Annotated in this window: 22 protein-coding genes; 11 read left to right on the top strand and 11 right to left on the bottom strand. The window is 33.7% G+C overall.

The genetic code is table 11. The features are described 5' to 3' along the window. Window positions 1-109 precede the first annotated feature (109 nt). From EV145_RS11175 to EV145_RS11155, 5 genes are all read right to left on the bottom strand, one after another. Window positions 110-382 carry an HU family DNA-binding protein gene (locus tag EV145_RS11175; RefSeq protein ID WP_012022249.1) on the bottom strand — a complete coding sequence of 91 codons (273 nt, stop codon included), beginning with the start codon at window positions 380-382 and terminating at the stop codon, window positions 110-112. A 180-nt stretch (window positions 383-562) separates the two neighbouring features. Beyond that, window positions 563-1,510, bottom strand: coding sequence for a methionyl-tRNA formyltransferase (fmt, locus tag EV145_RS11170; RefSeq protein WP_133525306.1), 948 nt, complete (start codon window positions 1,508-1,510; stop codon window positions 563-565). Beyond that, entirely contained in the window at window positions 1,510-3,405 is a 1,896-nt protein-coding gene (locus tag EV145_RS11165; RefSeq protein ID WP_133525305.1) for an ATP-dependent DNA helicase RecQ, read from the bottom strand. The genes fmt and EV145_RS11165 overlap by 1 nt, the downstream gene beginning before the upstream one ends. A 65-nt stretch (window positions 3,406-3,470) precedes the next feature. Continuing rightward, window positions 3,471-4,004 (bottom strand): AAA family ATPase, encoded by a 534-nt coding sequence (locus tag EV145_RS11160; RefSeq protein ID WP_133525304.1) that lies wholly within the window; start codon window positions 4,002-4,004, stop codon window positions 3,471-3,473. 276 nt (window positions 4,005-4,280) lie between these two features. Beyond that, complete coding sequence (locus EV145_RS11155) at window positions 4,281-5,192, bottom strand: alpha/beta hydrolase family protein (RefSeq protein WP_133525303.1); 912 nt, start codon at window positions 5,190-5,192, stop codon at window positions 4,281-4,283. 273 nt (window positions 5,193-5,465) lie between these two features. Between EV145_RS11155 and EV145_RS11150 the strand changes: the two genes are divergently transcribed. The 4 genes from EV145_RS11150 (at window position 5,466) to EV145_RS11135 (ending at window position 8,845) form a co-directional block, all read left to right on the top strand. Next, window positions 5,466-5,762 carry a DUF493 family protein gene (locus EV145_RS11150; protein ID WP_035649758.1) on the top strand — a complete coding sequence of 99 codons (297 nt, stop codon included), beginning with the start codon at window positions 5,466-5,468 and terminating at the stop codon, window positions 5,760-5,762. Between the two features lie 3 nt (window positions 5,763-5,765). After that, window positions 5,766-6,485 (top strand): DUF4290 domain-containing protein, encoded by a 720-nt coding sequence (locus tag EV145_RS11145; RefSeq protein ID WP_133525302.1) that lies wholly within the window; start codon window positions 5,766-5,768, stop codon window positions 6,483-6,485. A 104-nt stretch (window positions 6,486-6,589) separates the two neighbouring features. Continuing rightward, window positions 6,590-7,903, top strand: a complete 1,314-nt coding sequence (murA, locus tag EV145_RS11140; RefSeq protein ID WP_133525301.1) for a UDP-N-acetylglucosamine 1-carboxyvinyltransferase — start codon at window positions 6,590-6,592, stop codon at window positions 7,901-7,903. 66 nt (window positions 7,904-7,969) lie between these two features. After that, window positions 7,970-8,845: a cation diffusion facilitator family transporter gene (locus tag EV145_RS11135; RefSeq protein ID WP_133525300.1), complete on the top strand. Its 876-nt coding sequence runs from the start codon at window positions 7,970-7,972 to the stop codon at window positions 8,843-8,845. Window positions 8,846-9,055: 210 nt separating this feature from the next. On the opposite strand, the gene EV145_RS11130 is transcribed toward EV145_RS11135, so the two are convergent. From EV145_RS11130 to EV145_RS11120, 3 genes are all read right to left on the bottom strand, one after another. Beyond that, the gene (locus EV145_RS11130; protein ID WP_133525299.1) at window positions 9,056-11,545 is read right to left on the bottom strand and encodes a DUF5686 and carboxypeptidase regulatory-like domain-containing protein; all 2,490 of its coding nucleotides are present in this window, start codon (window positions 11,543-11,545) and stop codon (window positions 9,056-9,058) included. A gap of 164 nt (window positions 11,546-11,709) precedes the next feature. Next, a complete protein-coding gene (gene aroQ, locus EV145_RS11125; RefSeq protein WP_133525298.1) occupies window positions 11,710-12,123 on the bottom strand; it encodes a type II 3-dehydroquinate dehydratase in 414 nt (137 codons plus the stop codon). A gap of 132 nt (window positions 12,124-12,255) precedes the next feature. Then, the gene (locus EV145_RS11120; protein ID WP_133525297.1) at window positions 12,256-12,822 is read right to left on the bottom strand and encodes a porin family protein; all 567 of its coding nucleotides are present in this window, start codon (window positions 12,820-12,822) and stop codon (window positions 12,256-12,258) included. Window positions 12,823-13,239: 417 nt separating this feature from the next. Here EV145_RS11120 and EV145_RS11115 point away from each other — a divergent pair, with 417 nt between their 5' ends. From EV145_RS11115 to EV145_RS11100, 4 genes are all read left to right on the top strand, one after another. Next, window positions 13,240-13,815, top strand: coding sequence for a porin family protein (locus EV145_RS11115; RefSeq protein WP_133525296.1), 576 nt, complete (start codon window positions 13,240-13,242; stop codon window positions 13,813-13,815). Window positions 13,816-14,083: 268 nt separating this feature from the next. Further along, window positions 14,084-14,641: a porin family protein gene (locus EV145_RS11110; RefSeq protein ID WP_133525295.1), complete on the top strand. Its 558-nt coding sequence runs from the start codon at window positions 14,084-14,086 to the stop codon at window positions 14,639-14,641. Between the two features lie 85 nt (window positions 14,642-14,726). Continuing rightward, a complete protein-coding gene (gene xerD / locus EV145_RS11105; protein ID WP_133525294.1) occupies window positions 14,727-15,623 on the top strand; it encodes a site-specific tyrosine recombinase XerD in 897 nt (298 codons plus the stop codon). A 143-nt stretch (window positions 15,624-15,766) separates the two neighbouring features. Further along, the gene (locus EV145_RS11100) at window positions 15,767-17,287 is read left to right on the top strand and encodes a PAS domain-containing protein (protein ID WP_133525293.1); all 1,521 of its coding nucleotides are present in this window, start codon (window positions 15,767-15,769) and stop codon (window positions 17,285-17,287) included. Window positions 17,288-17,363: 76 nt separating this feature from the next. On the opposite strand, the gene rny is transcribed toward EV145_RS11100, so the two are convergent. The 3 genes from rny to EV145_RS11085 form a co-directional block, all read right to left on the bottom strand. Continuing rightward, window positions 17,364-18,926 (bottom strand): ribonuclease Y, encoded by a 1,563-nt coding sequence (rny, locus tag EV145_RS11095; RefSeq protein WP_133525292.1) that lies wholly within the window; start codon window positions 18,924-18,926, stop codon window positions 17,364-17,366. Between the two features lie 209 nt (window positions 18,927-19,135). Then, window positions 19,136-19,429, bottom strand: coding sequence for a cell division protein ZapA (locus tag EV145_RS11090; RefSeq protein WP_133525291.1), 294 nt, complete (start codon window positions 19,427-19,429; stop codon window positions 19,136-19,138). Between the two features lie 6 nt (window positions 19,430-19,435). Beyond that, complete coding sequence (locus EV145_RS11085; RefSeq protein WP_133525290.1) at window positions 19,436-19,726, bottom strand: hypothetical protein; 291 nt, start codon at window positions 19,724-19,726, stop codon at window positions 19,436-19,438. Between the two features lie 179 nt (window positions 19,727-19,905). On the opposite strand from EV145_RS11085, the gene EV145_RS11080 reads away from it, so the two are divergent. The 3 genes from EV145_RS11080 (at window position 19,906) to EV145_RS11070 (ending at window position 24,861) form a co-directional block, all read left to right on the top strand. Then, entirely contained in the window at window positions 19,906-21,588 is a 1,683-nt protein-coding gene (locus tag EV145_RS11080; protein WP_133525289.1) for a M23 family metallopeptidase, read from the top strand. A 62-nt stretch (window positions 21,589-21,650) separates the two neighbouring features. Next, window positions 21,651-24,062 carry a TonB-dependent receptor plug domain-containing protein gene (locus EV145_RS11075; RefSeq protein ID WP_133525607.1) on the top strand — a complete coding sequence of 804 codons (2,412 nt, stop codon included), beginning with the start codon at window positions 21,651-21,653 and terminating at the stop codon, window positions 24,060-24,062. A 76-nt stretch (window positions 24,063-24,138) separates the two neighbouring features. Beyond that, a complete protein-coding gene (locus tag EV145_RS11070; RefSeq protein WP_133525288.1) occupies window positions 24,139-24,861 on the top strand; it encodes a hypothetical protein in 723 nt (240 codons plus the stop codon). The last annotated feature ends 20 nt before the right edge of the window (window positions 24,862-24,881 follow it).

Below are 24,881 nucleotides of genomic sequence, written 5' to 3'. Positions count from 1 at the left end.
AATTTAATCATAAAATTTCGAACTGCCCAAAAAAAATCGTTAAAGCGCACAAAAAAACCCTCCTAATGGAGGGTTTTAATTATATTATAAGTTTAGAGAACTTTCTTACTTAGTTCACTGCACCTTCTAATTCAGCTCCTGCTTTGAATTTTACTACATTTTTAGCTGCGATTTTGATAGTTTTTCCTGTTTGAGGATTTCTACCGTCTCTAGCAGCTCTAGCAGATACTGACCAAGATCCGAAACCTACTAATGAAATTCTTCCTCCTTTTTTCAAAGTAGTTCCTACATTTCCTAAAAATGACTCTAAAGCTAATTTTGCCGCAGCTTTTGTAATTCCTGCATCAGCAGCGATAGCATCGATTAATTCTGATTTGTTCATAATAATTAGTTATTAATTGTTGGTTAAAAAAAATTGTTAATACACAAATTTAGTAGGAAATCCGTTGCGTGCAAGTGTTTTCTCTAATTTTAGCAATAATTGTTAATAACTTGTTTTTTTTGTTCATAAAGCAGGTTATTCATCGATGAAAATCAGGTAGAAACCCCTGTTTTACTGAGGTTAATACATCTTTGCGTCATCAGAAAAAGTAATGCCGTTTAGGATTTCTGTTGCCTGCATTCTCTTTTTTCCAGGAAATTGCAAGCTTAAAAGCTGAATATAGCCGTCTTTCACTGCAATTTTGATTTCTTTTTTGCTACTGATCAGTTTTCCAGATTCATGTGAATGCTCTTCTAAAATCAATTTTGCGTCATATATTTTAATGTTCAATTCCTCATTTTTATCTTTCAGAAAGCACCAAGATGCAGGATACGGACTTAAACCACGAATTAAATTATTGATTTCGTCTCCAGATTTCGTCCAGTCGATTTTACAGTTTTCCTTATTTAATTTATAAGCAGTTTTGATTTCGTCATTGTCTTCTTGAATTGTTGTGGTTACATTGCCGGTTTCAATAACTTTCAAAGTATCAATTACAGTGGTGCTTCCTAAATTCATTAATCGGTCGTGCAATTGTCCTGCGTTTTCTGTTGGCTCAATTGCAATTTCCGAGTTTAAAATCATAGCCCCAGTATCAATTTTATCATCAATAAAGAATGTTGTAACTCCGGTTTTAGTTTCGCCATTAATAATAGCCCAGTTAATTGGCGCCGCGCCACGATAATTTGGTAATAAAGAAGCGTGAAGATTGAATGTTCCTAAGCTTGGCATTTCCCAAACTACTTTTGGCAGCATTCTAAAAGCAACAACAATTTGTAAATTGGCATTCAAAGCTTTTAATTCGGTTAAAAAACCTTCATCTTTTAAATTGGTCGGCTGTAATAAGGTAAGGTTGTTTTCTAAAGCATATTCTTTAACGGCTGAATATTTTATTTTTTGTCCGCGTCCAGCTGGTTTATCTGCAGCTGTAATAACGCCAACAACTTCGTAATTGTTTTTTATGATGGTATCCAAAATGCCAACAGCAAATTCTGGAGTTCCCATAAATATAATTCGTAATTTTTCCATTATGATTTTAAAGTGTATTTATTGTTTGCTAAAATAACAATGTGATTATTTTCTAATAATTCCTGAAGAACCAAAATCACATCTTTAGCATCTAGTTTTATTTGATTCTGAATTTCGCGCGAAGTTAATGTAGTTGCTTTTAATAAATGCAGAATTTTATCAGCAATAGAATCGGCTTCTGTAATTTTTCCTTTTTGAGTAATGCAGTATGAACAAACGCCGCAATTCAATTTTGTTTCTTCTCCAAAATAATCCAAAACCAATCGGTTCTTGCAGGTTTTGTCTTCCTTTATATAATAGAGCACAGACGAAAGTTGATCGCGTTTTAGTTTATTCTGTTTTTCCAGATATTTTGAAACTCGGTTTATTGTTAAATCATCTTCGCGTACTTCATTAAATAAAATAGTCGCGTCGTTGTTTTTGGATTTATATTCAATAATGTCTTTTTCTTTTAATTTTTCTAGAACTGCCGAAACCTGTTCTTCAGTATGATTTGATTTTTTTGCAATCAACGAAAAATTAAGCGGTGTTTTCATTTCGTGAACTCCCGGATATGTTCTTAAAATTGCCAAAATAATTTCTTCATCATTCGGGTTCAAACTCATATATCGGATAACTTCTTTCGATTCAATTAAAAACTGCATCGTAACTTTTTCCGAAAATTCCTGAGACATTGTAATAATTCCCTGCTGATTTAAAAACTGCAAAGCATTATAAGTTTTTAAAGTCGGAAAATCATATTTATTGCAAAAGTGATTCAATTTAAAGGAATAAGAGTCGTCTAAACCTTCGCCGTAAGCAATCTGAAAATAATTGCAGAGTTTGACATACATGGTTTTCAGAAACTTTTTATCGGGCAGTACATTTATAAATTGCTGTTCTGTTTGGTTTGCATCAGAATTATTGAATAATAGCACAGAAAAGGCTTTTTCACCATTTCGTCCCGCACGTCCTGATTCTTGATAATAGTTTTCTAAATTTTCCGGCAGTTGTGTGTGGATAACTGTTTTTACATTGTCTTTGTCAATTCCCATTCCAAAAGCATTTGTGGCCACAATAACCTGCGCTTGCTCCGACATCCACAATTGCATGTTTTTGTCTTTTTCCTGAGATGAAAGCCCGCCGTGATAATACGTTGCTCTAAAACCCAGGGATTGTAATTGGGTTGACATATTCAGGCATGATTTTCTATTTCGTACATATATAATAGACGGCTGTGGGTTTTTCTTTAAGATCTGTTCAACACGGTACAATTTATCTTCGACTTCAAAAACCATGTAGGCAATGTTTTTTCTTTCAAAAGATTGCTGAAAAAGTCTAGTGTCTTTTAATCCTAATTCGGTTTTGATATCTTCAACAACTCTTGGTGTTGCCGTTGCGGTCAAAGCCAAAAACGGAATTTTAGGAAAGAATTTTTTAAGTTCCGAAATTTTTAAATAAGCGGGCCTAAAATCGTGACCCCACTGCGAGACACAATGCGCCTCATCAATAGCAATTAAATTTATAGGAAGATTTTTGATTCGTTCCAAAATCCAATCCGATTGCAAACGTTCTGGAGAAAGATAAAGGAATTTGTAATTTCCGTATTGACAGTTATCAAGAAGATCAATAATTTCTTCGGTATGAATACCTCCAGTAAGAGCGATTGCTTTAATGTCTCTTTTTTGAAGATTTGCTACCTGATCTTTCATTAGTGCAATCAAAGGCGAAATGACCAGGCAAATTCCTTCGCGCATCATGGCGGGAACCTGAAAACAAATTGATTTTCCGCCTCCCGTTGGCAGCAGTGCAAAAGTATCTTGCCCTTCTAAAACCGATTCAATAATTTCTTTTTGCAACGGTCGGAAACTTTCGTGTTTCCAGTATTTTAAAAGAATTTCCTGTGCTTCCTGCATGGCCAAAGTGTTAAAGTTAAAAATTTAGAAATCAGTTTCTAGTTTTGCAACTTTAAACGTACTGCCTAAATTTTATCTAAGATATAAAGAATTCTGTTTTCAACCGTATCTTTTGGAACTTCAATTAAATTGTAACCGTATTTCTTATACGTTTCAATAAGATGGTTTTGAATTTCAAGTGCCTGTTCAAAATTCTCATAACGCTCTGTGTCGCTCTGATAAATCTCTTCCCACGGCGGTAAAATAAAAGTTTTAGAATATTTGTAATCCCCGCAAGCTTTAGTGAAATGTTCTGGATATTCATCGCCTATGTAGTCCATATAAGCGACAACATCAGGAATTCCGCGATCAATAAAAACTACATTATCAGCTTCTTTCTCAGCGTTTTTAAATTGCTGAATACGGCCTTCTAATAACATTTCGCTAAATAATAACGGCTGTTCCAAGAACAATTGCTCGATGCCTCTTTTTTGGGCTTCGAGTGTAACTTCTCTAGAAATTTCAGGGTAACAACAGTAGCCACGAGCTACTAATTCGTTTATCAGCGTAGATTTTCCTGTACCAGGACCGCCAAGGAGAACTATGATTTCTTTTTGCACTATTCTAAAAATAAAGGGCAAATTTACCTAAACTTATTCATAATTAAAAAGAATATTTATCAGAAGCGAGAAATTTGGCATTTTTAGGAGAAATAATTCCTTGCGATTGGATTTTTTTGGTTTGTTAAATATTGCCGTAAACTGGACTGAAGTCCAGCTCTGCAATATAGATTGTTTCTCCCGAACTACGTTAAAAAGAGCCAAAGGCTCGGTAAATATTGTAGAGCTGGACTTCAGTCTAGTTTAGACGTGTATTTTATGTGCATGCCAAATTTTTTATTCGCAAAACAAATATTTCCCAGAATCTTTTCCTTTCTTAGAAGGCACAATCAAATGCGATTCAAACCTTTTTCCTTTCAAAACATCATTCACGAAATCCAGAACATATTGCTGTCCGTCATGAAAAAGATAGCCGGAGAATTCATGTCCGCCACCACAAAAAGTAATCAGTTCGATGTCTTTATGTAAATCATTCATTTGGTTATAAACCGCATAAGAGCCAAAAAGAATCAACCAGCCTGAAGCATTTGTTGGGCAAGAGCGGTGCGAACCCGCACTGTACGGAACAGTTTCATCATTGCTTCCATGTGCTAATAACATCGGAATTGCTTTTTCTTTTGTAATTAAATTAATATCCTGAATCGCGCCGGATCCTCCAATAAAACCTTTGTATTTAAAGGTTTCAGGTAAATTGCTTTTGTATAAATTCATCAATTTATAATCCCAAAAGGAAGCTTGAAAACCAATTTCGGCACCGGCACTAATTCCGGAAATAAAGATTTTCGAAGTATCAAGATTGTATTTATCGGCATTTTCGATTAAAAAACCAGTCGCCTGCCACATATCGCTCACGCCAATCTGAATTGCTTTTATTTTTTCGGTCAAAGTTCCTTTGCATCCAAAATCTTTTCCTTTCATGTATAAACTGTACGAAATGCTCGCAACCGCATAGCCATTCTGTGCCATAAACATTCCGAATTCTTTTTCGCTCGTACGTTCTCCACCAGAAAATCCTCCGCCAAAAGCAAACATGATCAACGGAATTTTTTCGTTAGCTTTTTTCTTTGGCAGATATAAATCTAAATCCAGTTTGATAGTGTCGTTCTGGAAATAAGTTAAGGTTTTGACTTCTTGTGCTTGAATTGAATTTAGCGTAAGTGCAATAAAAAGTAAAAAGATTTTTTTCATTGTAATGTGTTTTAATCGCGCAAAGTCGCAGAGGCGCAAAGTATTTCAAATATAAAGGTTTGCCATTAATTTTGCGAATTTTTGCGAATTTAAATTTTAAAAGCAATCAAAAAATTAGTGAAATTTAAAGAAGAGATTTACAGTAATATAATTAGCGTAAATTCGTGAAATTCGTGGCAAAAAAACAGCTATGTTCTCAATAGAAAAAATCTAAAATCTAAAATCTGAAATCTGAAATCAAAACCGTATATTTGCGTTTATTTTTAATTACGAATGGAGAACGATAAAGAAAAAAATACAGCTGAATTTTACGAAAGATTAAAATTAGAGCTTGATAACGCAAATACTTGGCCTGCAGAATATTTGTACAAGTTTATTGTGCCATCTGTGGCAGATAACGTAGAGCGTGTTGAAAAAGCTTTTGACCGTATGGGCGCAGTTATTAAAACAACAAAATCTAAAACAGGTAAATTTACCAGCGTTTCTGTTGATGTTACCATGCATAGCTCAGACGATGTTATTAGTAAATACAAAGAAGTATCTACAATAGAAGGTATAGTTTCATTATAACTTATGATCGAAAAATATAAAAAAGAAGCCGCAAGTGACGTTGTTTTTAATTTAGAATACAATTCTGAAAGACAGCGATTAATTATTCCGGAGTATGGTCGTCATTTACAAAAACTGATTGATCAGGCTACTGCAATTGAGGATGATGAAGCGCGTAACAAAGCGGCGAAATACATCATTCAGGTTATGGGAAGCTTGAATCCGCATTTGCGTGATGTTCCTGATTTTCAACATAAATTATGGGATCAGCTTTTTATTATGTCTGATTTTAAATTGAATGTTGAATCACCATATCCAATTCCGTCAAGAGAGGTTTTAGAACTGAAACCAGATGTATTGCAATATCCGCAGAACTTTCCAAAATACAGATTTTATGGCAATAACATCAAATACATGATTGATGTAGCTAATAAATGGGAAGATGGAGAAATGAAAAATGCGCTTGTATTAGTCATTGCAAACCACATGAAAAAATCATTTTTGAGTTGGAATAAAGACACTGTAAAAGATGATGTGATTTTTGAACATTTATTTGAATTGTCTGGCGGAAAGATCAATTTATTACAAAGTACAGAGGAACTTTTGAATACAACTGACCTAATGCGTACCAATAAACGTGTGTCAAACAAAACCACTCCAGGCGGACAGGCAAAAATTCAAAGCAACAAAAACAATAATAAAGGCGGAAAAAAACCTTTTCAAAAAAACAATAATCAAAAATAAAGAAAGCTGCTAAGTTGCTAAGACTCTAAGATACTGAGGTTTTATTCTCAAAAAAAAACTTAGAATCTTAGAGTCTTAGTATCTCAGAAACTTAAAAGAGATCTATGGGAATTTTTAAAATCGAAGGAGGAACTCCTTTAAAAGGAGAAATCACTCCGCAAGGAGCAAAAAATGAGGCATTACAAATTTTATGTGCCGTGCTTCTAACAGGAGATAAAGTAAAAATTAATAACATTCCTGATATTATAGACATCAATAAATTAATCACTTTGTTGGGTAATTTAGGGGTGAAAATTCAACGAAATGAGCCGGGATCAATTACATTTCAGGCAGATGAGGTTAATGTTGGATATTTAGAAACTGAAGCTTTCAAAAAAGAAGGTGGAGCGCTTCGTGGTTCTATTATGATTGTTGGACCGCTTTTAGCTCGTTTCGGAAAAGGATATATTCCAAAACCAGGTGGAGACAAAATTGGTCGTCGTAGATTAGATACTCACTTTGAAGGTTTTATTAACCTAGGAGCAAAATTCAGATACAACAGAGAAGATCACTTTTATGGAGTAGAATCTCCTGAAGAAGGCCTTAAAGGAACAGATATGCTTCTTGACGAAGCTTCTGTAACTGGAACAGCAAATATTGTAATGGCTGCAGTTTTGGCAAAAGGTAAAACTACAGTTTATAACGCTGCTTGCGAGCCTTACCTACAGCAGTTATGCAAAATGTTGAACTCTATGGGAGCTAAAATCACAGGAGTTGGATCTAACTTATTGACTATCGAAGGTGTTGAAAGCCTTGGTGGATGCGAGCACAGAATTCTTCCTGATATGATCGAAATTGGTTCTTGGATCGGTCTTGCGGCTATGACAAAAAGCGAAATCACAATCAAAAATGTAAGCTGGGAAAACTTAGGGTTGATTCCGAATACTTTCAGAAAATTAGGTATTACGATCGAGAAACGTAACGACGATATTTATATTCCAGCTCACAAAGATGGATATGAAGTAAAAACAGATATCGACGGTTCTATTTTAACGATTGCCGATGCACCATGGCCAGGATTTACACCTGACTTGTTAAGTATTGTTTTGGTTGTGGCAACGCAGGCAAAAGGTGATGTTTTAATTCATCAAAAAATGTTCGAAAGCCGTTTGTTCTTCGTGGATAAACTAATCGATATGGGAGCAAAAATTATGTTGTGTGATCCGCATAGAGCGGTGGTTATGGGACATAATTTCGAATCTCAATTAAAAGCAACTACAATGTCGTCTCCGGATATTCGTGCGGGAATCTCATTATTGATTGCGGCGCTTTCTGCAAAAGGAACAAGTACAATTCAAAATATCGAACAAATCGACCGTGGATATGAGCGTATCGATGAGCGTTTGAGAGCTATTGGAGCAAAAATCGTGAGAGCGTAAAAAATATTTGCCACGAGTTTTTAATTTGAATAGTTCATTAACTCGTGGCGAAAAAAAATAGTCTAAATGACAGATGAACAAAAAGCTGTAAAAGCTACTATATTCAGTATAGCTGGAAACACCTGCCTGGCCTTGATAAAAGGTTTGGCAGGTTTTTTTGGCAATTCATACGCCTTGATTGCTGATGCGATCGAATCGACAGCAGATATATTTTCGTCGTGTTTGGTCTTATTCGGAATCAAATATTCTAATAAACCGGCCGATGAAAACCATCCTTATGGTCACGGACGTGCAGAACCTTTAATTACTTTTTTGGTTGTTGGGTTTTTAATTACTTCGGCAACTATTATTGGTTATGAAAGTATTGCCAATATTCAATCGTCTCATAATTTGCCAAAATCTTGGACGCTATATGTTTTGGGAGCTATTATTTTATGGAAAGAATATTCGTATCGTTTGGTTATGAAACGAAGCAAAGAAACAAATAGTTCTTCTCTCGCAGCCGACGCGTGGCATCATCGTAGTGATGCTATAACTTCTGTTGCAGCATTTATCGGAATTTCGATTGCGCTGATTATGGGAAAAGGGTACGAATCTGCAGATGATTGGGCTGCGCTTTTTGCTGCTTTTTTTATTTTATATAACAGTTACAAAATTTTCAGACCCGCACTTGGCGAAATTATGGATGAAAATTTGAATGACGATTTGGTAGAAGAAATTCGTGTTGTAGCACTGACGGTTCCTGGAATTCTTGGAACTGAAAAATGTTTTATCCGAAAAGCAGGAATGCGTTATCACGTAGATTTACATGCAATTGTTTCAGCTAGTATTTCAGTAAAAGAAGGGCATGATTTGTCACATAAGTTGCAAGACACTTTAAAAGAAAAAATACCACAGTTAGGAAACGTTTTGATTCATATTGAACCAGATGATTATCACTAAAAAAAGATTCTAAGATTCTAAGGTACTGAGGTTCTAAGCTTTTTTCTCAGGCTGAGCCAAGTCGAAGCCCACGCTAAGAATATCAAATTTCGAAATAAAAAGATCCGCTTAATGCAGTCTGTTTTTAGGCAGATTTTGCAGATTAAGCGGATTTTTTTAGGATTCAAAAGAAAAAAACTTAGAATCTTAGTATCTTAGAACCTCAGTATCTTAATTAAGAACATTCAAAATCTTCAGCCCAAACACAACGCCATTTTGCTGAACGCCTCCTTGATAAGAATGAACATAATCAACTCGGAATATCTTAAATTTTCCAAAACCTAGATTATCTAAACCAACAGTAAATTCAGAATAAGGTTTTCTGTCTGGAATTGCTAAGGTGTGAAACCCAATATTCATTGTAGATTTCAGGAGATTGATTAATGGAATTTTATTGGTTACAAATCCCATATCGTTATGCTCCAAATGCATTTCGAAGTAACTGTCATTTGTAGAATTGGAATAGTAAGGCATTAAGTTGAAAACATTCAAATAGCGTTCACTTGTGCCGATGTGAGTTTGATTTCCGTTAAAATGTCTGTAATCTATAAAAGCAATATTTTCGGCATTAAAGAATTTTCCAGCTCTGAAATTTGCTCCAAGAATTCCTTTATTCCCTAACGATAAGTCATATAGAACAGAAGCGCCGACTCTTTCAAATTCATATTTTTTCTCACTCGCGGCAAAGGCTTTTTCGAAAACTAAATAAACAGTTGGGTATCTTTCATTTTTAACATTAAATCTTCCGTCAGGTCGAGAAATGTATTTGTTTCCAAAATTAATTCGCGCCGTCACTGCTGTTTTGAATACATGATGAGGATCAAAAGCTGGAGTGGTAAAATCATTTGGAGCCAACGGGTTATTGGATGAATAAATGTCATCTTTTTTAAAGAAAGAATAGTCAGTAGTATTGAAAAGAGGTTTGCGTTGTTCGTAAGCAATTTTTGCATTCAAATTAATTCCATTTGCAACATCTTGACCATAATTAATCTGAGCAAATTCTAAATTGTAAAGCTTCATATAATTATCTTTAAAAAATAAAGATGCTATCGAATTGACGAATTTTGTAATAGGTTCGGCACCATTGAATTGAGCAGTTTTTGTTCCGCCCGAAGCCCAGATGGATGCATAATTGATGTTGTTGAATCGATGACTGAATTCACCAATCACTCGTAAACGATCATCAGAAAAACCATAATTGAAGGTTGTACTTATCGAGGTGCTTTTTCCAGTTTCTTCATCCCATTTTCTAAACGAAAAACCAGAATCTAAATTGAAACCTTGAACGGTATTAAAACTTAAAGAACTCAGGTTTAATAAACCTTTGTAGTTGAAAGAGTATTTCTCGAATGTGTTTTTGTAATCGTAACCCATTAAAATATCCCAAACTTTAAACTTGTTATTTTTAGCATCGATTGAATCGGTATATTTTCTTGATTTTCGAATCGTTTGGAGACTATCTTTTTTTGTGTAATCGGTACTTTCTTCGATTGTTAAAGGAATAGGGCGAATTTGGTTCCAGAAAGCATCATCTTTTTTGTTGGCATTTGGTTCAAAAGCAACGATTTCATTTCCAAAAGTTTTCTTTTCAAAAGAGGCCGGAAACTCATAATTAGAATACACATAATTAAATGTTCCCGAAAATTTAATTCCAAAAATACCCGCATTAAAAAAGAGCGACTGCGCGTTTTTTGACCAAATTTTTTGAGCTTTGTTGTAACTAAAGCTTTGTTTTAGATTCATTACTTCGGTAAATTCGTTTTTCATTCGGTAACCTTTTATATCAAGGTCAACTGCGTAAATGGCAAAACTATCGTCAACAATATAAATGTAACCTTCAAAAACGGGTTCTTTGTCTCGTTTAGGAGTAACTTTTATTTTGTTGATTTGCTGATTGTTGTCGTCAAAAAAAGTACCCTCAAGCTTGTATTTATAATAACTGAAAGCATTATCAGCAATAGGAGAGATGAGTTTGATGTCGAAATCTAAAGTATTGTCGTAAAAATCATAAGTCGACAAAGCAGCAGTGTTATAACTGTATCCTCTATTGTTTCCAGAGATTTTAGATGCGATAATTTTTTCTTTTAATTTATCTGGTTTTTCAAATGTAATTTTCGAAATAGTTTCAGATAAATATAGAATTCCCGTTCCAGTCGAATCCAAGTTAGAAGCCATATCCTCGCCAAGATCTACTTTTTGTCCAAGAATTTTTTTAGGAAGATCTTTCACTTTAAACATTCCTTTCGAATAAAAGTCGGCAGTATAGCGCCCAGTTTTATCCGAATTATCTTTTTTGCTGGCTATGGCGCTTTTTATAATTGCATCGGCAGGATTATTTTTCGGATCAATTACAACTTCGTTTAAAGCAAAACTTTCCTCGAGCATTTTAACATCTAAAACGATGTTTTTTGAATCAGAAGCAACAGCGATTTTTTGTGTTTTGAATCCGAGATACTGAAAGATGATTTTGTTTTTACCAGGTTCTTTTACGTTTAACTGATATTTTCCCTGTTCGTTTGAGGTGGTTCCGGCATAAGTGTTTTCTTCAAAAACAGAAACAAAAGGTAATGGATTCCCTTTTTCATCGGTGATAGTTCCTTTGATTTGAGAAAAGCTGGAAATAGAAAAAAATAAAAAGGCAAATAAAGTATAGTTTCTCATGTAAGTGGTTTGTCTTACAAAAATAGAATAACTTGAATCTGAGCCTATTAATAATTTGTTAAATTCTAATCTATATTTGAATGATTAATTCATTTGTCAGGCTGAGCGAAGTCGAAGCCCTTCACAGTTGGTGTGCCCTTCGACTTCGCTCAGGGTGACAATATTTATAAAAAAGATTGAATTGCCAATTCATAACTTTTAAGTCCAAAGCCTAAAATAACACCTTTGGCATTTCCAGATAGATACGATTGATGTCTAAAACTTTCGCGTGCATACGTATTCGAAATATGAACTTCAATAACTGGAGTTGTTACAGCTTTCATTGCATCGCCTAAACCTATAGATGTATGTGTGTAAGCGCCGGCGTTCAGAATAATTCCGTCAAAGGAAAAACCAACTTCTTGAATTTTGCCAATCAATTCGCCTTCAATATTGCTTTGATAATACGAAAGTTCGATGTTTGGAAATTTCTGTTTCAACGTTTCAAAATAATCTTCAAAAGTTTGGTTTCCGTAAACTTCCGGCTCTCTTTTTCCTAAAAGATTCAAATTGGGTCCGTTGATAATGCAGATTTTCATAAGTAATTTAAGTTTTATTAAAGTGATTTGAATTCATTTTACATTTCACTGAATACATTTCACAAGAATGTAAAAATAAAAAAAACCGCTCTAATAAATAGAACGGTTTTTATAAAAGTATGTGATATTCTTTTAGAACATGAATCCAGCTGAAAGCTGCACTACTGAGTTTCTAATATCTGCATTTGAAGAAGCGTCTGTTAATCCTAGACTATAACGCCCTTGAAGAAAAATACTTTCTGTAAGTTTTAATCCCAACCCCGCATTAAGAGCAAAATCAAATGTGTTGGCATCGTCAAATCGTACGTCATTTTTTTGACTTAATAAAAATGAAGCTTGTGGACCAACCTCTAAGCTTAGTGATTTTGTCATATAGATTTTTGCCATTACAGGAATCGATAAATAAGCTAATTCATTTTTAAAGTCTTCTTGTGCGTCGGCAAATTTATAAGTTGCTCCTTGTGTAGAATACAAAAGCTCTGGCTGAATCGCGAATTTTTCTAATAATTTTACTTCGGCAACAAGACCTGCATGAAAGCTAGTGATTCCCTCTTTATCAAATGCTACACCGTTTAATGATGCATCACCAGGCTGACTTGCGAAGTTAACCCCAGCCTTAACCCCGATTTTTAATAATTGTGCATGTATTGCAGTTGATGCCGCCAAGAACATTACAGCTGCTAAAAATAATTTCTTCATAAAATGTCTTTTAAAAATTGGTATTTTATATGTTATCTATAGTTCAAAACTACATTTTTTAGCATTTATTGTTTTATATCCCGCTTTAAATAATTATTAAAATTCTCACTTTTTTTTGATTTTTCAGTTCCTAGATAGATGTTTGTTTGGTTAAATATTTGAAAACCAGTGTGTTTTTTGTGGTATAATTCTGTCTTGTTTTGTTGTTTTATTATTGATTACAATTATTATTTAATAGGCTTAATATTACTTTATAGGTAATTTTTTAAAAATGAAATAATAAAAAAACATTTTAGATGTTTTTACAATAATGACATGCGGTCTTATAGTACTAATTTATTTGTTAAAAACCTAATTGATTTTTAGTAGGGATAGTTTTATATTTGATCATTAAATTTTAACCCAAAACAAATTAGAATGAAAAAAATTATTTTATCTGCCATTGCATTAATGGCTTTTGCATTTAGTAATGCTCAGGAAACTAGGTTTGGAATAAAAGGAGGCCTTAATATCACAACTTTTGCTGGCGGAGATTATTGGGATGCCAAATCTTTAGTTGGCTTTCAGGTTGGAGGTTTTGCTGAGATTAAAATTATTGAGAGATTATCTATTCAGCCAGAGGTTTTGTTTTCTACTCAAGGAGCAAAGCTTGAATTTGCTGGCGATGATTTCGACAATAAAGTGAATTATATTAACGTACCTGTTCTTGCAAAATTTTACATTACAAAGCAGTTTACAGCTGAAGCAGGTCCGCAATTGGGATTCTTAGTTTCTGCAAAAAGCGAAGGTAATGATGTAAAAGATAGTTACAAATCTGTAGATACAGGATTTAATTTTGGACTTGGTTATAATTTTACAGATAATGTGGCTGTAGGAATTCGTTATACGGTAGGTTTGTCGAATATAAGAGACTATGATGTTGATGATATTGAAGAGTACTATGACAGTCCAAAAAACAGTGTTTTAGCATTGACTTTAGCGTATAAATTCTAAATAATGTTATAATAGTAATAAAAAAGATCTCTTGATAGGAGATCTTTTTTTTGTTAAAAAAATAATCAAAAAAATATCTGCTTTTGTAATTACGGCATTTGGATTTGTGAATTCTGAAAAAATTAAATTCTGAGTAAAAAAGAAGGCTTGAATTTTAATCAAATCTTTACAACTTCATAAAGTAATTTTGTTTTTACGTTTTTCCGTAAGGTTTTTGATTATGGTGGTTCTATATTTGGCTTATTAATTTTAACCAAAATAAATTATAATGAAAAAACTTATTTTATCAGCGTTGGCAGTTATGGCATTTGGTTTTGCTAATGCACAAGAAGTCAAATTTGGAGTAAAAGGAGGTTTGAATTTTGCTAATCTTGGAGGTGATTTTGATGGTGACCTCGTAACTAGCTTTCACGTAGGGGGTTTAGCAGAGATTAAACTTACAGATAAATTTGCTGTTCAACCAGAGGTATTGGTTTCTGGTCAAGGTACTGATTTCAGTGAAGATGGTTTTAATTCTTTGGTAAAACTTACTTATTTGAACATTCCTGTTATGGCAAAGTATTACGTAATTGAAAGATTAAGTCTTGAAGCGGGACCTCAAATCGGATTTTTATTATCTGCAAAAAATGAGGATGTTGATGTTAAAGATTCTTTTAAAAGTGTCGATTTTGGGCTTAATTTTGGTGCAGGATATGATATTACTGAACATTTTTTTGCTGGAGTACGTTACAATTTAGGTTTGTCAAATGTTGCTGATTTTCCTGATGAAGCAGATTTCAAAACAAACAACAGTGTTTTTTCTGTGTCTGTAGGATATAAATTCTAATTTACGAAAAACATCATATTTTTAAAACCTTCCTCTTAATTTCAGGAAGGTTTTTTTATGTCTAAAAATCATTTACTTTGTAACTATGAATTGGAACCGATATATAAAAGATTATCAATCTTATTTGCGAATTGAAAGAGGTTTGTCTAAAAACACGATCGAAAACTATGGCTTTGATATAGAGCGTTTGTGTCTTTTTTTAGAACAAAATAAGATAGATGTTTCACCACTGAAAATTTCAGATGAAACGTTACAGCAATTTATATATTCAGTGGCAAAAGAGGTTAATCCGCGTTCGCAGGCGAGAATAATTTCGGGTTTAAAAAGCTTTTTTAATTATTTGATTTTTGAAGATTATAGGAATGATAATCCTTTGGAGTTAATAGAAAGCCCAAAAACTGGTCGAAAATTGCCAGACACTTTAGCGATTGATGAAATTGATGCGTTGATTGCTGCAATTGATTTAAGTTCGAATGAAGGAGAACGCAATAGAGCAATGCTAGAAACTTTATATGGATGCGGGCTTCGTGTTTCGGAATTGGTTACTCTAAAAATTTCAGATTTATTTTTTGACGAAGGATTTATAAAAATAACCGGAAAAGGAAATAAAGAACGTTTTGTTCCAATTGGAAAACTTACCAAAAAATATATCGAGATTTATAAAGATGAAGTGCGTCCTAATTTGATTATCAAAAAAGGATTTGAAGATACTTTGTTTTTAAACAGAAGAGGGAATCAGCTCACCCGAGCTATGATTTTTACTATTATAAAGGATTTGGCAGTTAAAATAGGTCTGCACAAAAATATTAGTCCGCATACGCTTCGTCATTCCTTTGCAACACATCTTTTAGAAAACGGTGCCGACTTGAGATCCATTCAATTAATGTTGGGACATGAATCGATTACAACGACCGAAATTTATGTGCATTTAGACCGAAGTTTTTTAAAGGAAGTAATGCATAGTTTTCATCCCAGAAGGTAATTTTTTTCGATTAAAAGTTAAATTTTATCTTAAAAATTAATATATTGTATGATAATTTCTACTAAAAGCAGATAAAATCGACGAACTGCATGTTTTTTGATTTTAGAGGTTAAAATGAACTCAATTTGCATAAATGTTATTGTATGGTTTTTGATTTATATGAAAATGAAGATTGCCTGGAAGTGAATAATTTTTACAAAAAATTACTGGCTGAAATGCCCGATTTGCTTTTTCAATTTGTAATCGATAACAATAACAATTACTCTTTCCCGCTTGTCAGCAAATCTGCTGATGATATTTTTGAAATTTCAGCAAAAGAATTTACGAATGACATTAAATTAATTGTCTACGAGCGAATTTTTCCACAGGATCGAGATTTGTTTTTTCAGTCTTTGGTGAAAGCTCGTAAAGAGGTTAAACCATGGGAAATTGAGTTTAGAGCAATTTTGCCTAAAAAAGGCTTGCGTTGGTTTAGGATTTCTTCTAAAACCGAATTGTCGCATGATGGCAATGTGAGTTTTTATGGACACGTTTCAGATATCACAGATTTGAAAGATAAAGAAGAAAGACTTCGTATTTCCGAAGAGCGTTTTCAGTTTGCTTTAGATGCTTCTACAGTTGGAATTTGGGATTGGGATATGGTAACAAATCAAGTTTTTTATTCCTCGCTTTCACTTAAAATTTTAGAATTAGAGTCGACAGATATTTTCGATGATCCTGAACGCTGGGATAAAATTGTGCATCCTGATGATTTGCCAAAATATTACTCTGATATTCACGAGCATTTTGATAATAAAATTCCGTATTACGAAAATTACCATCGGGTAATGACTTCGAGTGGTAATTACAAATGGATTCTTGATCGCGGAAAAGTTATAAAACGTGATGAAAATGGCAAACCTCTTCGGGTTATTGGAACGCACACAGATGTTTCTTTGCAAAAGGAAAAAGAACTGGAACTTATAAAAACAATGAAATTATACAGCGATCAAAACAGCCGATTGCTGAATTTTTCACATATAGTTTCGCATAATCTAAATACTCAGGCGGGTAATATAAAATCAATATTAGACTTTATTGATGCCGATGTTGATAAACAAACTGTAAGTGAAATGCTGGTGCATTTAAGAACAGTTTCAAATGATTTGAATGATACGATTTCGAATTTAACTCAAATTGTAAAAACGCAAAGCAATATAAATATTGCCGTTGTTCCTTTAAAGTTGTGTGAATATATTGAAAAAACGACTGCTGCAATTAAGGGTTATGATAAACGAAAAAATGTCACAATAGTAAATAACGTTCCTAATTATTTGACGATTAATTTTAATCCGGCCTATCTAGAAAGTGTTTTGCTTAATTTTACAACCAATGCAATCAAATATGCGCATCCTGATCGTGATCCTTTAATCATTTTTGATTTTGCAATTGAACCAGATGGTTTTAAATCATTAAAGATTACAGATAATGGCCTAGGGATCGATTTGGCGGTTCATGGTGATCTTTTATTCGGAATGTACAAAACATTCCATAAGCACGAAGAAGCGCGCGGAATTGGCCTTTATATCACTCGAAATCAAATCGAAGCTATGAAAGGCAGTATTTGTGTTGAAAGTGAAGTAGGAGTGGGTACAAGTTTTAAAATTATATTTGGAGATTTGTAATTCGTTTTCTCAAAATACTTATAAAAAACAAAGGCTATCTGAAAAGATAGCCTTTGTTTTTTATTTAAAAGAGAAATTACTTAGCAATATTAACTGCTCTAGTTTCTCTAATTACAGTTACTTTTACTTGACCTGGATAAGTCATTTCTGTTTGGATTTTTTGTGAAATTTCGAATGATAAATTTGCTGCGTTGTCATCAGAAACTTTTTCGCTTTCTACAATTACACGAAGTTCTCTACCTGCCTGAATTGCATATGCATTTTTCACACCACTAAATCCGTAAGCTACATCTTCAAGATCTTTAAGACGCTGAATGTAAGAATCTAAAACTTGGCGTCTTGCTCCTGGGCGTGCACCTGAAATAGCATCACAAACCTGAATAATTGGAGATAATAATGATTTCATTTCGATCTCATCGTGGTGCGCTCCAATTGCATTGCAAACTTCTTCTTTCTCGCCATATTTCTCTGCCCATTGCATACCTAAAAGTGCGTGTGGCAAATCGCTTTCAGTATCTGGCACTTTACCAATATCGTGTAATAAACCAGCTCTTTTAGCCAGTTTTACATTTAAGCCTAATTCTGCAGCCATGATACCGCAAAGTTTAGAAACTTCTCTTGAGTGCTGTAGCAAGTTTTGTCCGTAAGAAGAACGGTATTTCATTCTACCCACAACTTTAATCAATTCAGGGTGTAATCCATGAATTCCTAAGTCGATTACAGTACGTTTACCAACTTCAATAATTTCATCATCAATTTGTTTAGCTGTTTTTGCAACAACTTCTTCAATTCTTGCCGGGTGAATACGTCCGTCAGTTACTAATTTGTGTAATGACAAACGAGCAATTTCTCTACGAACTGGATCAAAACAAGAAAGGATGATAGCTTCTGGCGTATCGTCAACAATAATTTCTACTCCTGTTGCAGCTTCTAAAGCTCTAATATTTCGTCCCTCACGGCCAATAATTCTTCCTTTTACATCATCAGATTCAATGTTGAAAACAGAAACGCAATTTTCAACTGCTTCTTCAGTTCCAACTCTTTGAATGGTATTAATAATGATTTTTTTAGCTTCTTGTTGTGCCGTAAGCTTAGCCTCTTCAATAGTATCTTGAATGTGCGACATTGCTTTGCTTTTAGCTTCGGCTTTTAATCCTTCCACTAATTGCTCTTTTGCCTCTTCTGCAGAAAGCCCAGAAATTACTTCAAGCTGTTGTAGCTGGCTTTTGTGCAGTTTGTCAACTTCACTTTGTTTTTTGTCTAAAACCTCAATTTTGTTGTTGTACTCTTGAGTTTTAGCTTCAAAATCATCATTTACTTTTTTAGCTTTTGAAAGCTCATTAGAAATTTGAGATTCTTTGTCGCGCACTCTTTTTTCTACTTCAGCTACTTTTTTGTCTCTAGCTAAAATAACTTGTTCGTGCTCTGATTTTAGTTCGATAAAACGTTCTTTTGCCTGTAGAATTTTATCTTTTTTGATATTTTCAGCCTCTAAATTAGCGTCTTTTAAAATTGAAGCTGCCTCTTTTTTAGCGTTTTTGATTAGATTAGAAATATTGCTTTTTTCGATGATTTTAGCAATTGCAAAACCTGCTGCAATCCCTACAATACCTGAAATAATGATCGTTATTATGTCCATGTTTGTTAAAATTTATATATAAAAAAAGCCTACATTAATTGCTTGAATAAACTCGTAAAGACAAGTTTTGAGCTAACTCTCTGTTCAAGTTTCCCAGCCAAAAGGAGGGCATACTATAGTAGTGACGATTCGCTCATTCTAAATTGTTAGTGTTGAGTTTACCAATTGTGAACTAATGTAGGCAGTATCTTAGTTTCTGTAAAGAACGTTTAATTTTCGAGATATTGATCTAATAGCGAATTTAATTTCTTAATTCTATCGATGGTTTCTTCTCCATCGATTGCGTTATCAATTTGTTTTTGTTCAACTTGTGATGCAAATTGCAATGCACACATAGCTAATACATCTTGTTTGTCACGAACTGCGTAATTTTCTTCGAACTGCTTAATCATCGCATCAATTTTCTTAGAAGCGCTTCTAAGCCCTTCTTCCTGAGATGGTTCAACCGTTAACGGGTAAACGCGGTCTGCAATTGATATTTTGATTCTAAGCTTTCCGTCCATGTTTTACTAATCTGATAGTTGCGCTATACAGTAATCAATTTCGCGAATTAATGAATTTATTTTAAGCTTTGTCTCTCTCTTGTTATTGTCGCTGCCGAGCAACGAATTGGCTATTTTAAGTGTATCATATTGCTTCTTCAAAGCCTCAATTTCTTCAGATTGTTTCTGGATAATTTGCACAGCTTTGGCTAATTCTAATTGTAAATCCTGATTGTTTTTCTCCAGACCTTTTGATTTTTCAAAAAGCTTCTCGACTTTATATTCAAGAGTATCAATTATTTCGGCAATTACACTCATTATAAATCCTATTCATTACTTAATCATACAAAGTTAGTATTCCTTTTTATTAATGCAATTTTTTATCGATTTTTTTGCAGTTAAAATAAGCAAATAGATGAAATTCAGTCAATTGTATTTTTGCGGCTAAATTCTCGGTTTAAGCCTGTTATTTTTTTATCTTAGCAAAAATGTTGCTTATGAGATTTTCGTTATACACCTTGTTATTTTGCCACTTTATTTTTGCTCAGACGCAGTATCCTAAAGATTATTTTCGTGCGCCACTTGATATTCCAATGCAACTTTCTGGGAATTTTGGGGAGTTGCGTCCCAATCACTTTCACGCGGGTTTTGATTTAAAAACAAATCAGCGAGAAGGTTTAAATGTTTATGCAATTGCTGATGGTTATATTTCAAGAATTAAGATTTCAACTTTTGGAAATGGTAAATGCATTTATATAACACACCCAAATGGCTACACATCAGTATATGGACATTTGCAGACCGCAGTTGGTCCGGTGCAGGAGTATATTCAAAAGACACATTACAAAGAAAAAGCATTTGAGATTGAGATGTTTCCAAAACCAGATGAATTGCCTGTAACGAAAGGTCAATTAATTGCGCTTTCTGGAAATACGGGTTCTTCTGAAGGGCCACATTTGCATTTTGAAATTCGCGATACAAAAACAGAATTTGTCATTAACCCGATATTTTTTGGATTTGATAAAAACTTTACAGACACAAAAAAACCTGCTGTTTCTAGTCTTTTTGTTTATCCAATGGATAATGCGGTTGTGAATCAATCAAAACTGCCTGTAATGCTGAATATGTCACTTCAGAAAGATGGAACTTATCTTGCCAGCAAAGTAAAAACAAATGGGAAAATTGGTTTTGGAATTTCGGCTGTCGATTTTGATAATGTTTCGGGAAACAAAAATGGTGTTTTTAATGTTTCGACTTTTTTAAACGGAAATCAAAATTATAATTATCAATTTAATACGTATTCTTTTGACGAAATGCGATACATCAATGCTTTTATTGATTATCCAAAATATAAAAAAGCTGGACAGAGAGTTCAGAAGCTTTTTATGAAAACACCCTTTGCTTTGAGTATTATTAAAACGGATTCGCTTCGTGGGATTGTTTCGGCAGATCCAAATTTAGCTTCGTTATACAGAATTGAAGTTTCAGATTATTATGGGAATTTAAGTTCCATTACGGTTCCAATTGAATACGACAATGAAACTCCGGTTGTAAAAGAAGAGCCAATAGTTTCAAATTATTTTATCAAAGCGAATAGAGATGCAAATTTTGAAAAAGAAAATATGTCGGTATTTTTTCCGGCTGGAACTTTTTACGATGATTTCAATTTGAATTTTGATGTAAAAAACAATAAAATTTATATTCACGAAGATGTTATTCCGGTGCATTCTAATTTTACTGTCACTATTAAAGATGATACGTATGAAGAATCTTTAAGAGATAAACTTTTTATTGGACGAAGCGGCAGTTATAATGCAACTTCAAGAAAAGGAGATGTTTTTACAGCAAAATCTAAAACTTTAGGGCAGTTTGGATTGGTTTTGGATACAATTGCGCCTAAAATTTCGATTGCGAAATCTATTCAGGATAAATGGATCAGTGATGCAAAAAAAATACAGTTTACAATAAGTGATTCTTTGTCGGGAATTAAATCATATAATGGTTATTTAAATGGGAATTGGATTTTGTTTGAATATGACAATAAAACTAGAAAAATTACGCATACTTTTGATGATGCATTATTGTCTGAAGGTGCAAATGATTTAAAATTAGAAGTGACTGATAATGTTGGAAATGCCACTGTATTTGAAACTCACTTTTTTAGAAGTCAACAAAAATAAAATCAAAACGTTTGAATAATTATAAATTAATAGTTGTTTTCTTTTTTTTATGCATTGGCCAAATGGCAATTGCTCAAAATGCTCATGTTAAAGGTGTTATTTTAGACACTGAAAATCGGCCGGTTGCTGATGTGAATGTTACGTGTTTAGGAAATGTCGTTCAATCAGATTCGAATGGTGTTTTTGATATCGAATTACCTCCAAATAAAAAAGTATCTCTGATTTTTACTCATATTTCTTTGAAAATGTTGAGTTTAACAGTGAGTTTAAAGCCAAATGAAATTTTTCTTTTTAATCCGGTAATGAATAATTCGGAGGAACAAATGGGCGAAGTTTTTGTTTCTTCTAAAAATAAAAAACGCGTTCAGGGAATTGTGACCGTAGAGCCTGAAACCATAAAAAAAATTCCAGGCGCAAATGCCGGAATAGAAAATATACTGAAAACATTGCCGGGCGTAAATTCAAACAATGAATTGAGTACACAATATGCGGTTCGTGGTGGAAATTATGACGAAAATTTAGTTTATGTAAACGAAGTTGAAGTGTATCGCCCTTTTTTGATTCGTTCAGGACAGCAGGAAGGTTTGAGTTTTACAAATACTGATTTAGTTCAGAATGTTGATTTTTCAGCAGGTGGATTTCAGGCTAAATTTGGTGATAAATTGTCTTCGGTTTTAGATATTACATATCGAAAACCAACACAGTTTGGTGCTGCTTTTGAGGCAAGTTTCTTAGGTGGAAGTGCGGCGGTTGATCTTGTTTCTAAAAATAAAAAATGGTCGGCGGTAACCGGAATCCGTTATCGAAATAATAGTCTTCTTGTAAACAGTCAAGACACAGAAACGAATTATACTCCGGTTTTTGCCGATATTCAGACAAATATAAATTATGATATTTCCGAAAAATGGCAAATGAGCTTTTTAGGAAATATTTCTCAGAATAAATATTCCTACCAGCCTTTAACGCGTCAGACCAATTTTGGAACGATCGATCAGCCAATGGCTTTGAGTGTTTATTATGAAGGTCAGGAAAAGGATAAATACGAAACCTATTTTGGCGCTTTAAAAACAACTTATAAAGCTTCGCCAAGTCTTACTTTTAAATTAATTGGTTCTTTGTTTCATACTACAGAGCAGGAACATTTTGATATTTTGGCCCAATATAGATTAGGAAACGTTGATGAAGACGGAAATCCAGAGAATATTGATTTTACACGTGGTATTGGTTCGCAGCTTAATCATGCGCGAAATGACCTTGATGCATTAATTGGTAATGTCGAAATTAAAGGATTTAAGGAATGGCTGAATGACAGTGAATTGGAATTCGGTTTAAAATATACCAGAGAATCTATTCGTGATCGCGTAGTTGAGTGGGAAGTAATTGATTCGGCTGGTTTTTCAATTAATCCACCTTTGGTGATTTTGCCTAAAAATAATGAGCCTTATCAGCCGTATACCGGACCATTGTTGCCTTATCAAGATATTCGAGCCACAAATTACAATACCATAAACAGACTTTCAGGTTATGCACAATTCAATAAAAAAACGGCTATTGGTTCAAGTTTGGTCTGGTATCATCTTGGCGCGCGTTTTCAAAGCTGGAATGTTTCGGGAGCTTCTGTTGAAGGTAAAAATCAAATAGTCGTAAGTCCGCGTGCTCAATTTGCGATTCAGCCCAATTGGGATATGGATATGGTTTTCAGGATTTCTGGAGGATTGTATCATCAGCCACCTTTTTACAGGGAACTTCGGGATTTAGATGGGGTTGTAAATCCGAATGTAAAAGCGCAGGAATCGGTGCACATTGTTTTAGGAAATGATTACAATTTTAAAATGTGGAACCGCCCTTTTAAATGGGTTACCGAAGTGTACTATAAATCAATTTCAGATGCGAATGTGTATTCGATTGATAATGTCCGAATCCGTTATGTTGCCAATAATAATGCAAAAGCATACGCACAGGGTTTTGATTTCAGGCTGAATGGAGAGTTTGTTCCAGGAACGGAATCGTGGGTAAGTTTTGGATATATGAAGACCGAGGAAAATTATGAAAACAAAGGATATATAGCCAGACCAACAGATCAGCGTTTGAAATTTGCCATGCTGTTTCAGGATTATATGCCAAACATTCCGAGTGTGAAATTGTATCTGAATTTAGTTTATAATACCGGTTTGCCTGGTGGCGCACCTGCTTATTCAGATCCGTATTTGTATCAAAATAGGCTGAATGACTACAGAAGGGCAGACGTAGGATTTGCAAAAGTTTTTGTTGACAGCAGTACAAAAGTTGCTAAAGCTAAATGGTTGAAGGATTTTAAAGAATTATCAGTTGGGCTTGAAATTTTTAATCTTTTCAATAATCAAAACGCAATTACCAATACTTGGGTACGCGATGTGTATTCTAAAAATCAATATGCAATCCCAAATTATATGACTTCGAGGGTTTTTAATGTGAAGATTAACGCGAGGTTGTAAAGTTTACTAAAATGCAATAAAACCAAAATTTACAATCAAAAATAGTATATTTGATATTCTAATATAATTGCCATAAATGAAAAACTATATAAAATATATCGCCTTAGTAATTATCGGAACTACAGTGAGTTGTAAGGACGAAGTGCAGAAGCCGAAAGTAATTTATGATGCTTCAAACAAAGCAAGTGTAGTTGCCAAAACAGATTCTACCCAAATTGAGGTAGCAGATTTGCCTATTCAGATGGAAGGAACAAATTATTTAATTCATCCTGTTGGCGACTTGAGAGTTTATGAAAGAGGTTCAAAGGCGCGTTATGGTTCGTCAAGTGTAAATGATGTAAGTTTTACAATATCTAATTTAGGAGAATATGAAATTACAGGCTATCTGCAGAATTTAAAATTCCAACAAGTTGATTCAGATTCTATCAGGCCTTTATCAGATAAACCAGTTTTAATTTTGACGGCGACTTATTTGAAGACAGTTGCAGATAAAACTCAGAATAAAGTAATGGTTTATACGTTAACAGATTCTGATACAAATAAAGACGGGAAAATTGATACTGGAGATATTAAAACTTTGTATTTGAGTAAGATCAGCGGAGAAAACTTCACGAAAATTTCGCCAGATCTACAGGAATTGGTAGACTGGAGTTTAATTGAATCAAAAAATCGCATTTACTTCAGAACAATTGAAGATACCAATCAAAATGGTCAATTTGATAAAAATGACGTTTTACACTATAACTACATTGATTTAGCTTCTAAAAAATGGGAAGTTAAGAGTTATAAACCTATTTAAGATGCTAAGGTTCTAAGACG

It is taken from the genome of Flavobacterium sp. 245 (assembly GCF_004362055.1).
In the GTDB taxonomy this organism is placed as follows: Bacteria; Bacteroidota; Bacteroidia; order Flavobacteriales; family Flavobacteriaceae; genus Flavobacterium.
The sequence above is the reverse complement of the archived record's forward strand: the minus strand, read 5'-3'. Positions and strand labels throughout refer to the sequence as shown.